The organism is Myxococcus sp. CA033, from assembly GCF_013336625.1.
Taxonomy (GTDB): domain Bacteria; phylum Myxococcota; class Myxococcia; order Myxococcales; family Myxococcaceae; genus Myxococcus; species Myxococcus llanfairpwllgwyngyllgogerychwyrndrobwllllantysiliogogogochensis.
Map to the genome: position 1 here is coordinate 55,388 of NZ_JABUMU010000038.1, position 18,465 is coordinate 73,852.

Sequence of the window (18,465 nt, forward strand, 5' to 3'; positions counted from 1 at the left end):
TGACACGGCATGAGCGCGCGCTCGGTGTTCCACGCGCATGAGTGAAGTCGCGTGGAAGGAACTGGAGCACGGAACGGAGCCTCTGCTCAAGCGTCACGCCGCCGGTCCTCGCGGTAGATGGCGACGCGCGGGAGTCGGTCCATGAGAACGCACTCGCGAGAACGATGCGCCAGCGGCGCAAAGGCTGCGCGGCGCGCAAAGACTGCGCCGTACGCGCAAGTGTTGCGCGTCAGCACGAAGCGCCGCGCCCGGAGCCACACTCCGGCAATCCGACAGGCCTCACCATCCGCACGCGACAGCAACATCCCACTTCCGCGTAGCACGAGCATTGCTAGGTTGCCCCGCGTGCCCTCCGCCTCCCGCACCGTGCTGGCCGTGATCCTCGGGATTGCCATCGGTGTGGCGGTTGGCCTCGGCGGCTTCACCTTCGTGTACGCGAAGGGCTCGTCCTACCTGCAAGACGACCCGGCCGCCTGCGCCAACTGCCACATCATGAACGAGCAGTATGAAGGCTGGCGCAAGAGCAGCCACCACGCGGTGGCCACCTGCAACGACTGCCATACGCCCGCGGGTTTCCTGCCCAAGTACTACACGAAGGCGAGCAACGGCTTCTGGCACTCCTACTACTTCACCACCGGCACCTTCCCGGACCCCATCCGCCTGCGTCCGGGCAATCGCGTGGTGACGGAGAACGCCTGCCGCAAGTGCCACGGGTCCATCGTGGAAGCCATTGAAACGCCCCCCACGGGCCACGAGCAGGTGGCCCCCAGCGAGCAACTGCAGTGCCTCACCTGCCACAACTCCGTGGGCCACCCCGAAGGTTCGGGGAACCCCGAGCTCATCCGTAAGGAGAATGCACGATGACCGAGCCCGAGAAGGCTCCGGAGAAGCGCCGACGCTTCAGCGGCACCAGACTCGTGGTCGCGGTCGCTGTCGCCGCGGCGCTGGCCGCGGCGGGTGTCACCGCGCTCCTGGTCAACATCATGGAGCGCAAGCAGGAGGCGAAGAACCCCTTCTACCGGGTGGTCGAACTCGACGACACCATCACCGACCCCGCCGTGTGGGGGAAGAACTTCCCGCTGCAGTACGACGGCTACAAGCGCACGGTGGACCAGCAGCGCACCCGCTACGGTGGCAGCGAGGCGGTGGCGCGCACGCCCACCCAGGCGGACCCGCGCTCGGTGGTGGCGCAGAGCCGGCTCGAGGAGGACCCGCGACTGGTCACCATGTGGAGCGGCTATGCCTTCGCCACCGACTTCCGCGAGGAGCGTGGCCATGCGCACATGCTCGAGGACCAGGTCTTCACCGAGCGCCAGCACGTAACGCAGCAGCCGGGCACCTGCATCCACTGTCACGGAAGCGTGTACGTCCCCTACAAGAAGCTGGGCGACGGGGACCTCATCAAGGGCTTCGAGAAGATGAACCAGATGCCCTTCGCCGAGGCGCGCAAGCTCGTGGAGCACCCGGTGTCCTGCATCGACTGCCACGACCCCACCACGATGCAGCTGCGCATCACACGCCCCGGCTTCATCGAGGGCATCGCCGCGCTCAAGGCCAGCCAGGGCGTGCCTGACTTCCGCGTGAATGAGCACGCCACCCGCCAGGAGATGCGCACGTACGTCTGTGGGCAATGCCACGTCGAGTACTACTTCAAGGGGAAGGAGAAGCGCCTCACCTACCCCTGGGCCAAGGGCATCAACGTCGACCAGATCATGGCCTACTACGACGAAGACGGGCACACCGACTGGACCCACAAGCTCACCGGCGCGAAGGTGCTCAAGGCACAGCACCCCGAGTTCGAGATGTACAACCAGGGCATCCACGCGAAGAGCGGCGTGGCCTGCGCCGACTGCCACATGCCCTACCAGCGTGAAGGGGCGATGAAGATCAGCGACCACCACGTGCGCAGCCCGCTGCTCAACATCAACCGCGCCTGCCAGACATGCCACAAGTGGAGCGAGGCGGAGCTGCTCGACCGCGTGGAGACCATCCAGACGCGCACCTTCGAGACACGCAACATCGCCATGGACGCGCTGGTGGACCTCATCCACGACCTCGAGAGCGCACAGAAGGCAGGCCTCCCCGAGGACGCACTGGCCAAGGCGCGTGACTTCCAGAAGCGCGCCCAGTTCTACCTGGACTTCGTGGAGGCGGAGAACTCCATGGGCTTCCACGCGGACCAGGAGGCGGTGCGCATCCTGAGCAACTCCATCAACTTCTCGCGCCTGGGCCAGAACGCACTGCGACCCGGCGGTGGAGCCTCCACCGCGCCGAACCAGCGGCCCCCGGGAGCCCCCAAGGCCACCGGGAGCGAGGGCACGCGGCAGGGCTCCAGGTAGCCACGGGTTGACGCACCTCCGGTGGAGGCAAGGCCATCTCCGTCTTCGTGAACGAAAAGGGCATCACGAAGAACGTGCCTGGCACCACGTCGGACCGGTGGTTCCCGAGACCCGGGCAGCTTCCGACGCGGCGGACAAACGCGTCCTCGAAACCCGGCAGGACATGTCCGAGCACTCCACGGGCCAAAGGAGAAGCCGCTCCATCTTCTTCCGACTGGACGGAGGGCCCCTTGAGCATCGGCCCGCTGAGCGGGGACTGCATGTAGCGTCGGCCAGTTGGCGCCGCCCGACAGAACGGCACTTGGATTAGACTGACGGCCATGAACCGTCAGACATCGCGACGCCGCTGCTTGCTGGGGTTGACCGTCATCGTGCTCACCACGGGCTGCGCCAGCTACAAGAGTGACATGGAAAACCTCTGCCACTCCGTGGAGCGCTCGAAGGCCCGCGACCTGCCCATCAAGGAGGAGGACGTCCTGACCATCGCGGCATCCTGGGCCGGCGAGCGCGCTCGCTCCGAGGACGGCCTGGCGTTGCTGAATGCGGTCGCCCATGTCGAGCCCGGGAGCAAGGGCCGGGTCATCCGGGATGCAGCGAAGGATGCGGGAGTCTTGAACTGCCCGTTCGCCGATGAACTTGAAGCCTCCGTCCTCGCGGACCGGGCGCAGCGGGAGCGTAAGGCGCTGATGCGCGAGCAAGCGCGGTCAGCGAAGGAGCCCACCGCGCCGACGCCGGCGCCCTAGACACAGCCGCGCGTGGATGCGCTGCATCAACGCGCACTCTCCACCCGCTGGCAGGCATCGTTCACGTCCCTGTCTCCGGCCCCCCGTTTGCGAGGCTCCAGCGAGACTGGTAGACGCTCTCCAATCCCGCCGCTTTGGCGGGTCTGACGCGGAGAGCCTGGATGAACAGCCTTGGACGTCTTGCAGTGGTGTGTGGCCTGTTGACGCTGATCGGTTGCGGTCCGGAAGCCCCTGTCCCGGAGGCCTCGGAGGAGGCCACGACGAGCCAGACCGCCGTCCCCGTTGGCCATCCCATCTGCCCGGAGGTGATGCCTCCGCTGTGCGAGGACGGAGACCTCTACCCCATCTATTCGGGCAAGTGCCTCATCGGCTTCAACTGTGTTCCCCATGTTGTCGCCAACGCCATCTGTCCGAACCCGGTCTATCCGGCCCCGGGCTTCTGCGAGGACGGCGTCATCACCCCCGTGTACGTGGGCGGCTGCATCGTTCGCTATACCTGCACGCGGTAGTCCCCCGCGCGCCCGCCCACCGCTGGTTGCGTGGGCGGGCCGCATCCACATCGCTACTGGCAGGCGATGCCGGGCAGGCCCCGGTACGCACCCTGCGACGTCCACCGCGTATACGGCGTGCCGCACGAGCCCGCGTACGGGTCATCCGTGCCGTAGCCCGGCACCCAGTATTCGAAGTGCAGGTGTGGACCCGTGGAGGCACCCGACGAGCCCACTCGCGCAATCCAGTAGGCGCAGTCGAGCGACGTGCCCCGAGCGAACTGCTGCGTGTAGGCCTTCAAGTGCCAGTACCAGGTCTGGGTGTTATCAGGGTGCCGCATGATGATGTAGTTGGCCGTGTAGAGGCCGCAGGCGGCGTAGGGGTTGGACTGGTTCCAGTAGTTGCACCGGTCGTAGTACCCATCCACGTTGGACTCGATGTAGCCCCGCGCGGCATTCATCGCCCAGACGCCGTAGTCCATCTTGCTGAACCCGCCGACCAGCGCGTAGTCCGTGCCCGTGTGGCCGCTGTAGCGCACACCACCACAGGCGTAGTCCCGGCCACCGTAATCCTTGTACGCGCTCACGGTACACCCGCCGTTTCCGCACTGGTCCGCGAGCTGCGACGCGGGAAAGCGGAACATTGTCTGCGCGGAGGACAGGGCCGGAAGGGCCAGCAGCGAGAAGGCCAGCGCCACCGTGAGCTGCTTCAGCATCGCGCGCATCACTTCTCACCTCCCAGGTCCGCGGAGGCCGCGCCCGTTCGCACGTTCAGCTTCCAGAACTCACCGCCGCCCGCGTTGTAGCGGAGCACGTCGTCGCTCAACCACTCCATGTGATGACTGGAGACGGGCGGTGGCACGAAGCCCTTGGGCGGGCCGCCATACAGCATCGTGCTGTCCATCCCGACGTTGGTGAGTTGCTTCGGCGCCGAGCCATCCACGTCCGTCACGTAGAACGACGCCACGGTGGTGCGGCCGGACACGAAGACCACGGTCCTGCCATCCGGAGAGATGCTGGGCGTCGCGTCCACGCCGGGGCCATCCGCCAGCACCTTCACTCGGCCCTTCATGTCGATGATGCCCACGGAGGTCTCGTGCTTGGGGCCACGGGACATCGCCAGCGTGGCCACCAGGGCGTCGCCCTTCGCCGTGGGGAACAAGTCTCCGCCCACACCCTGAGCCAGCAGTCGCTCGCCGCCGTTGGCATCGCGCAGGCGCAGGTTGCCCTCGCCATCCAGCAATGCCACCTCGGGGCCTACCGTCCGGGCCTCGCGGTACTTGAACTCACGGGCCACCACGCGCACCGCGCCCGTGGCCTCGTCGTACTGGACGATGGCCAGCAGCGGCAGTTCGTCCGTGCCCAGCGCCTCGGCGGGAATCTCCGCGACCACGCCCGCCAGCATTCCCTTGCCCTGCCCGAAGAGGTGGACGAACCGGGCCTTGGGTCCGAACTCCTTCGCGACGGCGGGAGCGATGAAATCACGCGCCTTCGTCACACGGCGCAGGTCCGCCGGATTCATGCGGTCCGCCGCGGAGGCGCTCGCAGCCGCCAGCGTCAACACGGTGAGTGCCAGGAATTGTCTTCTCATGTCGCTCCAGGGGTGAGGGGTGACCCATTCGATGATGTGTGACGAATGGGTTTTCCTACCGCCCGGGAACGAGTTGCTTGGAAACCAATGATTGCTTGAGCACGTAAAATTGAAGACAGGGTGTGTTTCTGGGCTCCTCGGGTCGCGGATGTTTTCAGTCCGCGCGGTCGCGGCGTTCAGGCCGCCGCTTGATCGGCGCGGGGGGCAGCCCCCTGCCACGCGGCCTGACGTTGAGGCGCACGCGAGGCATGAATGGCATCCAGCAGTCGACGGCCCGTCTCGCGGTAGTCAAAGAAGCGCACGGCCCGTTCGCGAGCGGCCCGCGCCATCCGCTCGCGCAGCGCCACGTCCTGCCCGAGCCGGAGGAACGCGTTCGCCAATCCCTCTTCATCCCCCTGGGCCACCAGCAGGCCCTCCGCCCCGTCGGAAATCATGTCTGGCGTGCCCCCGATGATGGAGCAGACCGGGGGGACGCCACACGCCATGGCCTCCATGACCGCGACGGGAGAGGCCTCGCCGAGACCAATACTGGAGAGCACGAAAGCATCGGCCCCGTGCAGCAACTCGATCACCGCGGATTCTCCGAGCGGCCCCACCAGCTTCACGTGCGGCTCCAGCCCGAAGCGGGCAATGGACTGGCGGATCTCCTGCTCGTGCGGCCCCCGTCCCCCCACGGTGAGGTGTGCTCGAAGCCCTCGGTCCAACGCCTTGCGGAGTGCGGCGAAGGTATGGACGTGGCCCTTGCAGAGGTGCAGCCGCCCAACGGAGACGAGGTGAAGGCCGCGGGGGGACTCCACGCGCTGCGGCGGAGGAACGAAGCGGTCGGTGTCCACCCCCATCCACAGGGTGTAGGTACGCTCCGGCGGCAGCCCCACGTCCTCGATGAGTTCGCGCTGCATGGGGCGCGCGGCGGCGGCCACGAACGTGGCGTCCCAGGCCTTCGCGGCGTGGTCCGTTCCATACACAGGCAGGTCGCCGTGGAGGTGGAAGCTATAGCGCGGACCGCCGAGGATTCTGCAGAGCGCGAGCACGTGCGCGGCGTCCGCGGCGGAATGGCCATGAATGTGGTCCAGCTTCCGCTCGCGCGAGTAGTGGAGGAAGTCCACCGCGCACGCCAGCATCCCCAGCGCTCTCGCCTTCTGCTTCACGTTCACCGAGAGCCTGGAGACATACGCGAGGGCCTTCGCCATCCCGGGGAAGTCCCGAGGCGAAAGCAGCGCCGACGAGAGTCGGGGCGGGTAGAGATACGTGGTCTCGGAGGCCGCGCGCTCCGCCCATTCATGCGGACATCCCTCCACCGGGCGGCGCGTGGAGAAGATGTGTACCTCGACGCCAGCGGCGCGCAGGGCGGTGATCTCCCGCCAGAAGAAGGCGTGGGTTTGCGTGGGGAACTCTGGGATGAGCATGCCCAGACGAAAAGGGGCGACCGTCATGGCCCGCGTTCTATCCAGAAGTGTCCACGCCATGGAACAGCCAAAGCACGACGGACCCGAAGTGGTGGAGAAGTGTGCAGTGCAAACCAAAAATAGACGGCCTCATTCGCGCTCGCGATGTGGTGCCTCCCTGGGTCTTGCCTACCCCCAATCTCCACCCATGGCACACGGCTGAGAGTCAATCCATGTCCAGGAAAATATGCGCCGTCATTGTCGTCACGCCGCGAGGGCCCATTGGCGTTGGGTACCCGGGGTGCCTGAACGCCCTGGCGCGTCTGACAATTTTGACAGGGAGGGGATGAGCACCTGACGTTGGCAGCGAGCCTCGAGCGTGCGCGAGGGCGGCCCGGCGCGCGCGGCGTCCTTGAACCACGGACGCCGCGGGTCAGCTCAGGCGAGCATCGCTTCCGCTCTCAGGACGACGGACTCCAACCGTTGTCAGGAGGAGCCTTCCGCGAGACGGGTGAGGCCCAGCGTGTCCGCATAGCTGTGCAGGCCGCGAATGTGATTGCCACCGTCAACCGCGAGGGTGTCCCCGGTAATCCATGACGCGAGGTCGCTGCAGAGGAACGACACCACCTTTGCCACGTCCTCCGGCTCGCCACACGGCTTGCCGAGCGGAGTGTGGGCAAGAAACTCCCGCCCCATCGCCCCGGTCAGGAGCCCAGCCCCCTCAGCCAGAGGGGTGCGGATGGCTCCTGGTGCCACGACATTCACGCGGATGTTGTACCGCCCCAGCTCCGAGGCCGCGACCTTCGAGAAGTTCGCGAGCCCCGCCTTGGAGGCGCAGTAGTGGGCGAGCCCGTCCGTCACGGCCGTCTGGTTCAACGAGGAGATGTTGACGATGGAGCCCGGCTGCTTCGCGGCGACCAGCGCCTTCGCCAGTGCCTGGGTGAACAGGAAAGGGCCCTTGAGGTTGATGGCCAGAACCTGGTCGAACTCCTCCACCGGCAGCTCCAGGATTGGGCGGAGAGTGGCCGAGCCTGCGTTGTTCACCAGGATGCCCGGGAGGCCGAACTCACGCGTCGCAACCTCGATGGCCCGCGCCACGTCCTCCACATGGACCACATCTCCCGCGAAGGGGACGGCCCGCGTGCGCCCCTCCGCCACCCGGTTGAGCTCCACGGCGGCCGCCTCCACCTTCTCCCGGGTCCGCCCGAAGAGGAGCACGTTGGCTCCGTCTCGCATGAGCCGCGAGGCGACTCCCAGCCCGATGCCCTGCCCTGCTCCTGTCACGATGGCACTGCTCGACACCAGCTTCATGGTGGCTCCTGTCTCCAAGTTTCAGGTACAAGCCTAACAGCCCGGTGGCGGTCTGACGCCGCGGCGCTTCGGCCTGGGCGTCCACTCCTGTCCGAAGAGTCAAAGCCGAGCGACCTGGCGCGGCCGTGTGAATAGTGTTGAGGGTCGCCCAGCAGCTCAGCGCGGCCCCGCCACGAAGGCGCGCAGGTCCGCCACCAGGGCGGGGGCATCCACGAGACGGGCCGGAGAGAGCATGCCCGGGGGAGCCTCCTGCTCTTTCGCCAGCCGATGCGGCGGACCCCATGAGCGGCCATCATCCCGCGTGGCATACGAGAACCACAGCGTGCGAGGCTTTTCGCCGGTCCGCTCCAGTCCCGCCGAACCCACGAGCACGCCGCGGCCTCGCGCGCTGATGTCCAGGTCGTGGACTTCGAGATACTCGCCGTTCCAGGTGGGCGCGTTCAGCTCCCTTGGAAAGCCCAGCGTCGCACACGTCGCGGTGACGAAGTCGTCGTCCGAGCGGACGACGGTGAACGACTGGCCCGGGTCTCCCATCTGTCGCTGGGTGATGAGGATGACCTTGTGACTCGAAGGTGACACGTAGAAGCCGACCTCTTCCTCTTCATGGCGGGGAACCACCGCGCGCCAGCCCTTCGGGCCCTTGATGAAGAGCACCATCCCACTCGCCGCTTCGGCGGCTTCCCGCGGCTCGCGCAGGTAGCTCAGCTTTCCGACGAGCAGGTCCTCGCGCGTCGCGACACCCTTGAGCCCGAGCCGCGCCGCGTCGTTGACGAACTGCTCGGTGAGCGGGCGCACACCCGCGCAGGCGACTTCGGCCTCCTGGGTGGACTTCTCCTCGCCCGCCCATCCCGTGGCCGCGAGAAGGACGGCCGCCGACGCAGCACCGATGACAAAGCCCTGCTTCCTCATGTGCTCCACCTCTGCCGCCATCAGAGTGGATCCAGCTCGGGGTGTCGAGGTGCTGGACACGGATGGCGAAGGAATCCCGTCGCCCTCGTTCGATGACAAGCAGATGCGATGCCCTCACATGGCGCCCCCGCCTCTGGCTTGTCGTGAGTATTCGAGCGGGCAATTCGCACTCGAGCTGTAGGCCTATCGAAGTGTCTCTCTTTCCTGGAGGTCCCATGTCCTCGATTCGTCCCCTTGTCGCGGGTGCAGTCCTGTTGTCGATGGCAGTCCCGGGAGCGGCGTTCGCGCGCGCCGCGTCTGGCTTCCTTGGCAGTCCCTACAATCCGGCGGATGCTGGTTGCTTCAGCAACTACTACGGCTCCGCTCGCAACAACTGCTCCACCACGAGGAGCTGGTGCATCCCGGCGGTGGTCGACCCCGCTGGCTCGTATACCGTGAATGTCGTGGCGTACGCGCCGAACACGTCCGCGACGGTGGGCTGCTACGCAACGGGTGTGGATGACGCGATCTCCGCCGTCTGGACGTCCGGGATGCGCTACGTGTCGTCCTTCGGATCGGGCGCGCGGTACATCACCCTGACCGGCGCCTATGTGCCGGGCAACGGGCAGCTCTTCGTCTGCTGCGACGTCGGCCCTGGCGCGGGCGTCAACGGCATTCTCTGGTAGGGATTGCCTGACGGGAACGGCCCAGGTGTGGCCGTTCCCGTCATTTCCGAGCGGAGCGCGTCAATGAGAGTCGAGAGAATCATCGTGGGCACGCTCCTCGTCGGGAGCCTGGTCATCCAGGGGCTGCATGCCCAGAATCAACGCGAAGCACTGGCCCTCCTTCGGGATGAACTGGACCGCGTCTCCGTCTCCGTGGAGAAGCTGCAGCGGGTTTCCTCGGCACGTGGAAGCGAGCCCCTGGCCCGGTTGACACTCGCGCCCGTACGGCAGGCCCCGCCGACAGCCGCCGTCGCACCCGCCCACGAGTTGGACGAGCCCCTGCCCCCGCCGCCCCCGGCCGCCGTTCCCTTCGACGCCAATGCCGCGCGCGCCCACGTGGAGCGGACTTTCGAGCACGAGTCCTCCGACAGCGGTTGGGCCTCTGAAGCGCAGCGGGAGATTCGTGAAAACCTGTCGTCCCACCTGCCAGCGACCGCGTCCGTGCGTGACTTGGATTGTCGCGCGACGCTCTGCCGTCTGGAGGTCGACTTCCCGGTGGAGACAGACTTCCAGGAGGCCATGGGCCGGCCAGGTGCCATGGCGCGCCTGTGGAAGGGACCGAGCATGGCCCGCATCGACAGAGACAGCACTCGTGGGTCCGTGACGGTCGTCGGGTACCTCGTCCGTCCGGGCCATCCCATGCCGGTGGAGGCCCCCAAGGGCTCTCTGTCCACTCTCGAATAAGGCCTCATCTCAAGGCCTGATTGGCGAACGACGTCACGCATCGCACCCTCTGTCGGTTCTGGGCCGGAGAGGAGCATGAGATGAGCGCCAGTCATTGGTCTGTCCTGTTGACGTTGGGCCTCGCGGGATGTGGTGCGCCCACCCGACTCGAACTCCAGGGAGCGGGCCTGACGCCGCTCCCGGAGAATGCCTCGGTGGCCCGCACGAGCGAGAGCGCTCGCGAGGACTCGCGCCACGCGTGCCCCGGCGCCGCATCTCGCCTGAAGGTCGTCATCCCCCCCGGGTCCGGGGCCTCCATCAACGGGCCCTTCCCGGAGTCGTTCGTCGACGTGCGAGGGAAGCTCTACTTCGCCACCAACCTGTTCGACGGCAGCGCGGCCCTGTGGCGCAGCAACGGCACGGAGGCCGGCACCGTCCCGGTGAAGTCGTTTCCCGCCGCCCCGGTCGGCATCCCCGCGCTGAGAAACCTGTTCCCCGTGGGCGACCAGGTCTTCTTCCAGTTCGACGAACCCGCCACCGGCCGGGAGCTGTGGGTCAGCGATGGAACCGAGACCGGAACCCGGCTCGTCAAGGACCTCACGCCCGGCCCCGAGGGCACGTATCTCGCGGCCGTCGCCTCGCAGCGCGGTCAGCTCACCTTCCTGCGGCTGTGGTCCTTCGCGCCCGGCAATCCTCAAGTGGAGCTGTGGCGCTCGGATGGGACGGCCTCGGGCACGGTGCGGTTCGCGAACTTCGGGACGAGCTCGACTCTTGGCAACGTGTCGCTGCGGGTGGGCGACAACCTGCTCTTCTTCCTGGCCTCGCCCGAGCAGGGCACCGCGCTGTGGCGCACCGACGGGACCGCGAGCGGAACCCAATTCGTCAAGAAGCTCGATGCCCAGGTCGTCAATCTCACGACCACGGGACAGGCGGGGGCCGTGGGCCTGTTCCTGTTCAAAGACGGCGCGAACACGGAGGTGTGGAAGACGGACGGCACGGCCTCGGGCACCCTCCGGCTGGACGCGTTCGGAAAGAGCGTCAACCTGCTCGGGGCGCTGCACGACACCGTCTACCTGTCCTCGGTGGACAGCACGACGATGCTGATGCGCATCGAGAGTCTGTCCCTCCAGGGCGGGGGCAAGGCCTCCGTCACCACGCTCCCCAATCCGTTCGCGGGCCAGGAGGCCGCCTACCCCTACCCGCAGCAGATGGCCGTCTCCGGGGACCTGCTCTACTTCTCCGTGGCCATCGCCAGCCCCGGCCCCCCGCCCCGCGCCGCGACACTGTGGGTCTCGAACGGAACCGCCGCGGGCACCCTCCCACTCTCGGAGTCCCTGAGCCTGAGCGATGAGTACGCCTCGCCCTTGTTCCCGACCGGTGACGGTGCCGCGCTGTTCGTCGCGTCGACGACCCACACCAGCCTGGAGCCCTGGTTCACCCAGGGCACTGTCGCGACGACCCGGCTCCTCGCGGACATCCATCCGGGTCCTGCTTCATCCATCCCCGATGGCTTCGCCCGCGTGGGTGATCGCATCTACTTCCGCGCCGTGGACGACACCGGCTCCTATCAGCCGTGGTTCGTGTCCTGTCCGCGAAAGTGACGCGCCCCGTCTCCATCCCGGCCTCCGGAGTCGTGCGCAGCAGGAGAAGATGCGGCCCTCCCGGTCGACGTGGGTAAGGCCTCGGACAGAGGCGTCCCAAAACAGGACCCTCACACGCTGGCGCTTCTCACGAGCGCGATGGGAGTTCCACTCTCGCGCACGGGACAGCAGGTGGGCCTCCGCTTCGCGCGGCGGGCCACCCGCATCGCGGCGTTCGGCCAGACATGAAGGGGTTCTATCGGTGGCGCTCCGCTTCTTCTTTCATGAAAAGTATTTCCATGAAGAAACCCTCGCGCCACCAACCCCCTCCTGATTCCGAGCGCACACTGGAATCAACCATCCCGCGGAAGCAGCTCCCTTCCATTGCCAGACACTTCACAGCCCCCTAGGGCTGTCGCCCCCTTGGCACAAGCAGTGCTCAGGCACCTCGCCCACACGGCCGCTTGAACGGCCGCTTGGGGAGGGACTTCATGAAGAAGTGTATTGGCCTTGCACTCGCTCTGACCATCGCCGCCTGCGGCAAGGCAAAGGACGACGAAGCGCCGTTGATCGATCCGCCGGAGACACCCACGTCTCAGACCGTCGCGGTGCGCCTGCTCGGAGTCAACGCAGCGGGGCCCGTGCGCGTGCAAGTCTCCACGCTGGAACTGACGGTGGATGGCAATCCGTTTCCGGCTCGGATTGGCGGCAGTGAGATCGACCTGGGCAACGACCAGAACGCGTGGGCCGTGACAACGTTTGACCTTCCCGTCGATGCACGCAAGGTCGCGATCAGGCTGAAGTTCCAATCCGAAGGCATCATCGAGCGCAACGGGAAGTCGCAGCTGCTCGACCTGAGTGGCCCACCGATCTCCCTGATCGCGGACGCCGCGCAGATCCGGACTCGCAACAAGGTGGTGGTCGAGTTCGATATTGCCCGCTCCCTGGTCGAACGTGGCGAACAAGTCTTCATGTTCCCGGAGTTCATCGTCCGCTACTGACGAGACTCCGGGCGGCACGAACACAAGCAACAAGCAAGAGCTGAAGACAGTCCAAGCATTTTGAAGTGAGGGCAGGATATCATGCGTTGGGATGGTTGGCGGCAACAGCGGCAGTACTCACGGGCAACGTCGCGCTTGCGCACGAACTGGCGTGCGACAAGCGGGTGAACGGCGAGCTCATCTACGAAATTCAGTCGTACCCGGCGACGCTCGAGTGGACGATGACGGTGCGCAACGTGCACCGCACGAGCGCGTCGGACGTCGAGGCGGTGGAGGATCGACTGCTCACCGACAAGTTCGGTTGGGCACCTCAACGAACGCCTCCGTACAGGCTTGCATTTGGCGAGTCACACACCGAGAAGTTCACGAACACCGTGAACTCGTTCGAGGAATGCAAGCAGCTCGCGCTGGCGGATGGCTCGAACGACGAGCTCATCGACAACGTGTTCTCGGCGACCTGGGATGATGGCGAGACCCAGTGTCGGGCACGCGTCGTCTGCCTGCCGCTTTGCCCGCCTCAGACGTGCATCGGAGAGCGGGGTCCCCCGGGGGCGGAGGGGCCAGAGGGGCCAGCGGGGGCCCAGGGGCCCGTGGGTGATGCGGGGCCCGAGGGGGCACAAGGGCCCCAGGGAACCAGCGGACCGCCGGGGTTGCCAGGCGCCACCGGAGCGCAGGGACCCGCGGGGCCCATCGGCCCTATCGGTCCTATTGGTCCTGCCGGTGCCACGGGCCCGGCGGGCCCTGCTGGCCCCGTGGGACCCGCGGGGCCTGTCGGTGAGACGGGTGCCACTGGTCCCGCCGGCCCTGCTGGCGCCACCGGTCCTGCCGGTCCTGCTGGCCCCGCCGGTCCTACCGGGGATACAGGTGCCACCGGCCCTACGGGCCCTGCCGGCGCAACCGGCCCCGCAGGTGCGACGGGGCCCGCTGGCGAGACGGGTGACACCGGCCCCGCGGGGCCTGCCGGGCCCGCCGGCGCAACGGGTCCTGCCGGTGCAACGGGTCCTGCCGGGGAGTCCGTGGTCGGGGCGTCCGAGCCCCCTGGGGTGAACTGCCCCACGGGCGGTGTCCAGTACACCTCCGCTTCTGGCGTCAACTACGTCTGCAACGGAGCTCCGGGCCCCGCGGGTGACACCCTGGCCTTCGGCTACTTCTATGCGCTGATGCCGCCCGACAACGCCGCCACGGTCGCGGCCGCGTCCGCGGTGGACTTCCCTCGCGACGGTGCGACGAGCGGAATCAGCCGGGCCAGCGCCAGCGAGTTCGTCCTGCCAGCGATTGGCGTCTATGAAATTTCCTGGCAGGTCAGCGTCAGCGAGGCCGGCCAGCTCATCCTCGGGCTCGACAGCGGCTCAGGGGTGGTGGAGCAGATCAGCACCGTGGCTGGCAGGGCGACGGGAACGTCCCAGATCATGAACCACGTGTTGATCACGACGAGCTCCGTGAACTCGCTCTTGACCGTCCGCAATCCCGCTGGGAATTCGCCGGCCCTGACGATTACGCCTCTCGCCGGCGGCACGCGGGCCGTCTCCGCGACACTCCTGATCAAACAAATCCAGTAGGCACCGGCCCCAGCAGGGCCGGTGTTCCGGGGAGGCCATTCGCGCGGTTCGAGTGGCCTCCCCTCGAAGTCTGTCATTTCGGACGCAGGGCCAAAAAGGCATGACACCTGCCCGGCTCGAATTGCGCAGACACCTCGTGAATGCTTGCGCAGTGAAGGGCTGTCAGTCCATGACATGAACACCGTCAGGAGCCGCGGTTAGGGTGTGAATTCCTAACGCTCCCTGGAGGTCTTCATGCAATTGCCGCGATTTTCTGTCGTACTGGTTTCAGCCTGCGCCGCATGGCTGGTGGGCTGTGGGGATGCGCCCGCGGACTCGATGGAACTGGCGGACGGGCTCTCCACCATCGACCCACGGTCGGGCCCCACGGGGGACGGGACCTGGATGGGCGAGCCCACGGGCGCGGGCTGCGAACCCGACGCAGGCACTCCGCCGCCCACGGATGGCGGACCGTCTGCCGACACCGTGCTGGTGACGAGCACCACGCGCTTCTTCACCTCGGTGGGCATCTCCGAGCAGGTCGAGGACCTGTCTGCCAATCCCCCTGAGATCCTCGTGCCCCAGGGCGCGACCTTCTCGCTGATTCTGGGCTCCGCGGTGCCCGGTGGCTGGGAGTTCCGGGGAGTGCCCCAGGGGCCGTACTACCTGCACAGGGGGACCACCCACGTCATCACGTCCGCGCGCCACGTGGACGTCGGCAGGAACCGGCTGGGCCGGGACGATGCCGTCTACTCGGAGTTCAACTGGGCGCCCCTGCAAATCAACCTCTTGAACCTGGCGCCGTGGACGCCATCCGGGTCCGGAAACCTGCAGCCCGGCTCCAGCCTCCAGCTCACCTCCGGGCAGGTGGACCTGTTCGGCTGGATGGACCTCTTCGAAATGGTCCCCAGGGGGCAGACGTCCATCCTCACCAACCAGGCCAGCCTGTCGCTCGGCAGTGGCTACAACATCCCCATCTTCGAGGCCGCGCGCGGAGACCGGATGTATGTCAATCAACTGAGCCAGTTCAGCGCGCAAGCGCTGTCGGATGGGACACCCGTGGGCTACGCCGCCGTGGAGCGCTCCCTGGAAGTGGGCGCGTTCGACTTCGCGCCGGACGGGGTCAGCCCGCTGCCGGTCTCCGGCATGCTCCAGCCCGTGAGGATGCGCGAGTTCCCCGTGGAGTGGCGCCTGCCCGCGTTCACTCGCTTCGCCTCGGAGGTACACCCGCTGGCGGCGCCCTGGACGCCCACGCTCCAGGTCCTGCCCGCCGCGCATGGGCTGTCCAAGGGTTGGATCGGCTACTCGGGTGAGCTGCTCACCCTCCGCCTGCCCCGAGCCTCCTCGTTCGACTACACGACCCGCCTGAAGTTCGGCAATCCGTTTCCCCAGAACTGGGGTGTCGTAGGCGCCTCGGGCTACAGCTTCCGGCACTCCGCCCCGCTGCCGGACGGCTCGGGCAACTCAATCGCCATCTCGGGCACCATCTCCACGGTCGACACGCTCGACAATCTCATCGCGGGGCCGCTGCAGCCCCGGGTGTCCCCTCCCCGCTCACTGACCATCGACGGCGTGCCCGCGAGCGTGCCGCGCGAGGTGGGCTCCGCAAGCCCCGTCATCGCCTGGGCACCGCCCACGCTCGGCACGCCCAATGCCTACCGGGTGGCCTTCTACCGGTATGACCCGGACCTGAACTTCGCCTTCCAGACGACGAGCCTCTATGTGCCCGGCTCAGCCACGCAGGTCCGACTGCCGCCCGACGTGCTCCAGCCGGACAGCATCTACTACCTGCGTGTGGGGGCCATCGACGCCCCTGGCTTCGACATGGAGCGCCACCCGTTCACGACCCACGAGCAGGTGCCCTACAGCAGCGCGGATGCCGTCAGCTCCCTCATCACCACGCCGTAAGCGGCTTCGGTGGAGCTGAAACGTTTCGCCAGCTCCTGGCCACGCGGCCCGGGTCCGGACGGGGTCAAACCTCACCGGGCCCGGGCCGTGGTGTCAGGAGTTGCATCTTCCGCCACACCAAATTGCGGACCTCCCTCGTCTTCCGTGCTAGGCAGCGCCCGCCGAAGCGCCTCGGCCGGGTGACAGCTCGAGGGCCCTGGGGTGTTGAACCAGTCCAGAGCCTCCAGACCTGACCCACGGCACCGCGCCGAAACAGGGGGACCGCATGTTTCCGAAGACCGGGTTCACGAGTGCCGTCACCGCGGTGCTGCTGGCGTTCGCTCCGCGAGTCGCCGCGGAGCCCACCGTCCAGGCGCCGTCCGCCTTCTTCCTCTCCCGGAGCGAGAACCGGAACCAGGTCCATTACGCCGTGGCCCTGGATGAGGGCTGCCGCCCTGTCGGCGCGCGTCCCGTGCACGTGTACTGGCGGATGCTGGAGCGGGGCGAAGCGGAGGTCGAAGCGCTGCTGAGCATCGAGCTTCCCGCCTATGGACTCGAGGACGCGCAGCAGGTGGAGTCCACCGCCGAGGGTGGGCGGGTGCGCATCCGCCTGCGGTCATTTCCGGATCGCCCCATCGACATCACCACCACCCTGGTGCGCGGTCAGTGCTCGGTGCAGGCCTGGACGAAGTTCGGCGCCAACTCGGCCCAACTGGTCCACATCTTCGTGAAGACGTCCTGGCCCTTCTCGGTCGACTTCGTGCGGCTGGATGGCGTGGGCGCCGAAGGTCAGCCCCTCTCCGAGCTGATCCGCCGGTAGGACGTCCCGCCCGCGCCGGAGCCATGAAACACCGGTGTGATACCCCTGGAATTTCCAGCGGTTCCGGCTGCGTCAAAAAATCCGCGCGGAAGTGACAACCTCAGGGGGAACGGGGCCGATAATGCCCGCATGACCAGTGTCGTCGGCCCCCGCCGCTCGCCCCTCTCCGCTCGCCCGACCGAAACTGAAACCGCGCGTGAAACGTCTTCACCCCGGGCACCTGCCCCGGCGCGCAACGAGTTCGAGCCCTCGCGGCAGGGACTCGCGGGCCTCACCCCCTCCCTCCTGACGAAGCTCGGCTCCGTCTTCGTGCCTGGCGCCCCCACCGTCGCGAACGCGGCGGCCCCGAGCGCGAAGGCCGCGACGGGAACGGCGGCGACGCCGCTGACCCCCAGCACGAGCCCCAACGCGGCCATCCAGGACAACGCCACCGTCACCAGCACGCTGGACGTCGCGGACGACGCCAAGGTGGAGTCGCTCAAGCTGGACCTGGACATCGCGCACACCTACCGGGGTGACCTGACGGTGACGCTGACGTCCCCGTCGGGCAAGAGCGCGGTGGTGTCCAACCGCCAGGGCGGTTCCGCGGATGACCTCAAGGGTTCGTTCGACCTGAAGGACTTCGCGGGAGAGCCCACGAAGGGCACCTGGAAGCTCGAGGTGAAGGACACCGCGAAGGGCGACATCGGCACGCTGAAGCAGTGGGGGATGAACATCGTCCCCGAGACGAAGGCGCCCGAGCCGGACCCGGAGCCCTCGGATGACCCGTTCGACGGCCTGCGCGACGACGCGCTACTGAAGGCCGTGAGGGACTCGGCCTCCGGCAAGAAGGTGGTCAGCTACAACGAGGCGCGCAACATCATCTTCTCCAGCCTGGACGTGAACGCCGCCGGCAACGTGGAGTGCGTCTACACGGGCGTGGAGGTCAAGGGCGGGAAGATTCCGAACAGCTCCGTGATGAACGTGGAGCACACCTGGCCGCAGTCCAAGGGTGCCACGGGCGCCGCCAAGAGCGACCTGCACCACCTGTTCCCCACCGACAGCAAGGCCAACTCGCGGCGCAGCAGCTTCCCGTTCGGCGAAGTGGTGAACGTGAAGTGGAGCCACAACGGCGCCAAGCTGGGCACCGACGCCAAGGGCAACACCGTGTTCGAGCCGCCCGACTCCCACAAGGGCAACGTGGCGCGCGCGATGTTCTACTTCTCGTCCACGTACAACAAGCCCATTCCCGCCGACGAGGAAGCCGCCCTCAAGGCGTGGAACAAGCTGGACGGAGTGGACACCGCGGAGATCGAGCGCAACCGCCGCGTGGCCAACATCCAGGGCAACACCAACGCGTTCGTCGACAACGCGGACCTCGCGGATCGCGTCAAGGATTTCTAAACCGGAGTTCGTGATTCGCGATCAGGATGGGGAGCAAGCGGGCGCGGAGCGATCGGGAAGAGGGAGCAGGGGCACCTCCCGTTCGGCTCTGTGTGCGCAGAAAACCTGAGAGCGAGAAGGCCC

At 67.2% G+C, this 18,465-nt stretch carries 17 protein-coding genes; 12 read left to right on the top strand and 5 right to left on the bottom strand.

Features of this window, described 5'->3' with window-relative positions; genetic code table 11:
• The first annotated feature begins 336 nt into the window (after positions 1–336).
• From nrfH to HUA78_RS44325, 4 genes are all read left to right on the top strand, one after another.
• Positions 337–864 (top strand): cytochrome c nitrite reductase small subunit, encoded by a 528-nt coding sequence (gene nrfH, locus HUA78_RS44310; protein WP_217442849.1) that lies wholly within the window; start codon positions 337–339, stop codon positions 862–864.
• Positions 861–2,339, top strand: a complete 1,479-nt coding sequence (locus tag HUA78_RS44315; protein ID WP_174478971.1) for an ammonia-forming cytochrome c nitrite reductase subunit c552 — start codon at positions 861–863, stop codon at positions 2,337–2,339. Before nrfH ends, HUA78_RS44315 begins: the two co-directional genes overlap by 4 nt.
• 320 nt (positions 2,340–2,659) lie before the next feature.
• Positions 2,660–3,082 carry a hypothetical protein gene (locus tag HUA78_RS44320; RefSeq protein WP_141647450.1) on the top strand — a complete coding sequence of 141 codons (423 nt, stop codon included), beginning with the start codon at positions 2,660–2,662 and terminating at the stop codon, positions 3,080–3,082.
• Positions 3,083–3,243: 161 nt separating this feature from the next.
• On the top strand, positions 3,244–3,591 hold the full coding sequence (locus HUA78_RS44325; RefSeq protein WP_174459438.1) for a hypothetical protein: 348 nt from the start codon (positions 3,244–3,246) through the stop codon (positions 3,589–3,591).
• 53 nt (positions 3,592–3,644) lie between these two features.
• Here the strand turns inward: HUA78_RS44325 and HUA78_RS44330 are convergent, their stop codons facing one another.
• From HUA78_RS44330 to HUA78_RS44350, 5 genes are all read right to left on the bottom strand, one after another.
• The gene (locus tag HUA78_RS44330; RefSeq protein ID WP_254614547.1) at positions 3,645–4,295 is read right to left on the bottom strand and encodes a M23 family metallopeptidase; all 651 of its coding nucleotides are present in this window, start codon (positions 4,293–4,295) and stop codon (positions 3,645–3,647) included.
• Complete coding sequence (locus tag HUA78_RS44335; RefSeq protein ID WP_174459437.1) at positions 4,295–5,161, bottom strand: PD40 domain-containing protein; 867 nt, start codon at positions 5,159–5,161, stop codon at positions 4,295–4,297. The genes HUA78_RS44330 and HUA78_RS44335 overlap by 1 nt, the downstream gene beginning before the upstream one ends.
• Before the next feature lie 176 nt (positions 5,162–5,337).
• The gene (locus tag HUA78_RS44340; protein WP_174478972.1) at positions 5,338–6,594 is read right to left on the bottom strand and encodes a glycosyltransferase family 4 protein; all 1,257 of its coding nucleotides are present in this window, start codon (positions 6,592–6,594) and stop codon (positions 5,338–5,340) included.
• 438 nt (positions 6,595–7,032) lie between these two features.
• A complete protein-coding gene (locus HUA78_RS44345; protein ID WP_174459435.1) occupies positions 7,033–7,857 on the bottom strand; it encodes an SDR family NAD(P)-dependent oxidoreductase in 825 nt (274 codons plus the stop codon).
• Between the two features lie 156 nt (positions 7,858–8,013).
• A complete protein-coding gene (locus tag HUA78_RS44350) occupies positions 8,014–8,766 on the bottom strand; it encodes a hypothetical protein (protein WP_174459434.1) in 753 nt (250 codons plus the stop codon).
• Positions 8,767–8,981: 215 nt separating this feature from the next.
• Here HUA78_RS44350 and HUA78_RS44355 point away from each other — a divergent pair, with 215 nt between their 5' ends.
• From HUA78_RS44355 to HUA78_RS44390, 8 genes are all read left to right on the top strand, one after another.
• Entirely contained in the window at positions 8,982–9,431 is a 450-nt protein-coding gene (locus HUA78_RS44355) for a hypothetical protein (RefSeq protein WP_174459433.1), read from the top strand.
• A 63-nt stretch (positions 9,432–9,494) separates the two neighbouring features.
• The gene (locus HUA78_RS44360; RefSeq protein WP_174459432.1) at positions 9,495–10,154 is read left to right on the top strand and encodes a hypothetical protein; all 660 of its coding nucleotides are present in this window, start codon (positions 9,495–9,497) and stop codon (positions 10,152–10,154) included.
• An 80-nt stretch (positions 10,155–10,234) separates the two neighbouring features.
• Positions 10,235–11,734 (top strand): hypothetical protein, encoded by a 1,500-nt coding sequence (locus HUA78_RS44365; RefSeq protein ID WP_174459431.1) that lies wholly within the window; start codon positions 10,235–10,237, stop codon positions 11,732–11,734.
• Positions 11,735–12,204: 470 nt separating this feature from the next.
• Entirely contained in the window at positions 12,205–12,714 is a 510-nt protein-coding gene (locus HUA78_RS44370; protein ID WP_174478973.1) for a hypothetical protein, read from the top strand.
• A 1,043-nt stretch (positions 12,715–13,757) separates the two neighbouring features.
• Positions 13,758–14,273: a hypothetical protein gene (locus HUA78_RS46065; protein WP_217440333.1), complete on the top strand. Its 516-nt coding sequence runs from the start codon at positions 13,758–13,760 to the stop codon at positions 14,271–14,273.
• Positions 14,274–14,507: 234 nt separating this feature from the next.
• A complete protein-coding gene (locus HUA78_RS44380) occupies positions 14,508–16,160 on the top strand; it encodes a hypothetical protein (protein WP_174478974.1) in 1,653 nt (550 codons plus the stop codon).
• A 265-nt stretch (positions 16,161–16,425) separates the two neighbouring features.
• Positions 16,426–16,959 (top strand): DUF4833 domain-containing protein, encoded by a 534-nt coding sequence (locus HUA78_RS44385; RefSeq protein ID WP_174478975.1) that lies wholly within the window; start codon positions 16,426–16,428, stop codon positions 16,957–16,959.
• Between the two features lie 129 nt (positions 16,960–17,088).
• Complete coding sequence (locus HUA78_RS44390; RefSeq protein WP_141649009.1) at positions 17,089–18,342, top strand: endonuclease; 1,254 nt, start codon at positions 17,089–17,091, stop codon at positions 18,340–18,342.
• The last annotated feature ends 123 nt before the right edge of the window (positions 18,343–18,465 follow it).

What these genes read in the sequence shown, in the direction of transcription:
- HUA78_RS44380 (WP_174478974.1), top strand. Translation starts at nt 14,508, where the DNA reads ATGCAATTGCCGCGATTTTCTGTCGTACTGGTTTCAGCCTGCGCCGCA.
- HUA78_RS44360 (WP_174459432.1), top strand. Translation starts at nt 9,495, where the DNA reads ATGAGAGTCGAGAGAATCATCGTGGGCACGCTCCTCGTCGGGAGCCTG.
- HUA78_RS44315 (WP_174478971.1), top strand. Translation starts at nt 861, where the DNA reads ATGACCGAGCCCGAGAAGGCTCCGGAGAAGCGCCGACGCTTCAGCGGC.
- HUA78_RS44345 (WP_174459435.1), bottom strand. Translation starts at nt 7,857, where the DNA reads ATGAAGCTGGTGTCGAGCAGTGCCATCGTGACAGGAGCAGGGCAGGGC.
- HUA78_RS44370 (WP_174478973.1), top strand. Translation starts at nt 12,205, where the DNA reads ATGAAGAAGTGTATTGGCCTTGCACTCGCTCTGACCATCGCCGCCTGC.
- HUA78_RS44385 (WP_174478975.1), top strand. Translation starts at nt 16,426, where the DNA reads ATGTTTCCGAAGACCGGGTTCACGAGTGCCGTCACCGCGGTGCTGCTG.
- HUA78_RS44350 (WP_174459434.1), bottom strand. Translation starts at nt 8,766, where the DNA reads ATGAGGAAGCAGGGCTTTGTCATCGGTGCTGCGTCGGCGGCCGTCCTT.
- HUA78_RS44355 (WP_174459433.1), top strand. Translation starts at nt 8,982, where the DNA reads ATGTCCTCGATTCGTCCCCTTGTCGCGGGTGCAGTCCTGTTGTCGATG.
- HUA78_RS44335 (WP_174459437.1), bottom strand. Translation starts at nt 5,161, where the DNA reads ATGAGAAGACAATTCCTGGCACTCACCGTGTTGACGCTGGCGGCTGCG.
- HUA78_RS44330 (WP_254614547.1), bottom strand. Translation starts at nt 4,295, where the DNA reads ATGCGCGCGATGCTGAAGCAGCTCACGGTGGCGCTGGCCTTCTCGCTG.
- HUA78_RS44390 (WP_141649009.1), top strand. Translation starts at nt 17,089, where the DNA reads ATGACCAGTGTCGTCGGCCCCCGCCGCTCGCCCCTCTCCGCTCGCCCG.
- HUA78_RS44365 (WP_174459431.1), top strand. Translation starts at nt 10,235, where the DNA reads ATGAGCGCCAGTCATTGGTCTGTCCTGTTGACGTTGGGCCTCGCGGGA.
- HUA78_RS44325 (WP_174459438.1), top strand. Translation starts at nt 3,244, where the DNA reads ATGAACAGCCTTGGACGTCTTGCAGTGGTGTGTGGCCTGTTGACGCTG.
- HUA78_RS44320 (WP_141647450.1), top strand. Translation starts at nt 2,660, where the DNA reads ATGAACCGTCAGACATCGCGACGCCGCTGCTTGCTGGGGTTGACCGTC.
- HUA78_RS44340 (WP_174478972.1), bottom strand. Translation starts at nt 6,594, where the DNA reads ATGACGGTCGCCCCTTTTCGTCTGGGCATGCTCATCCCAGAGTTCCCC.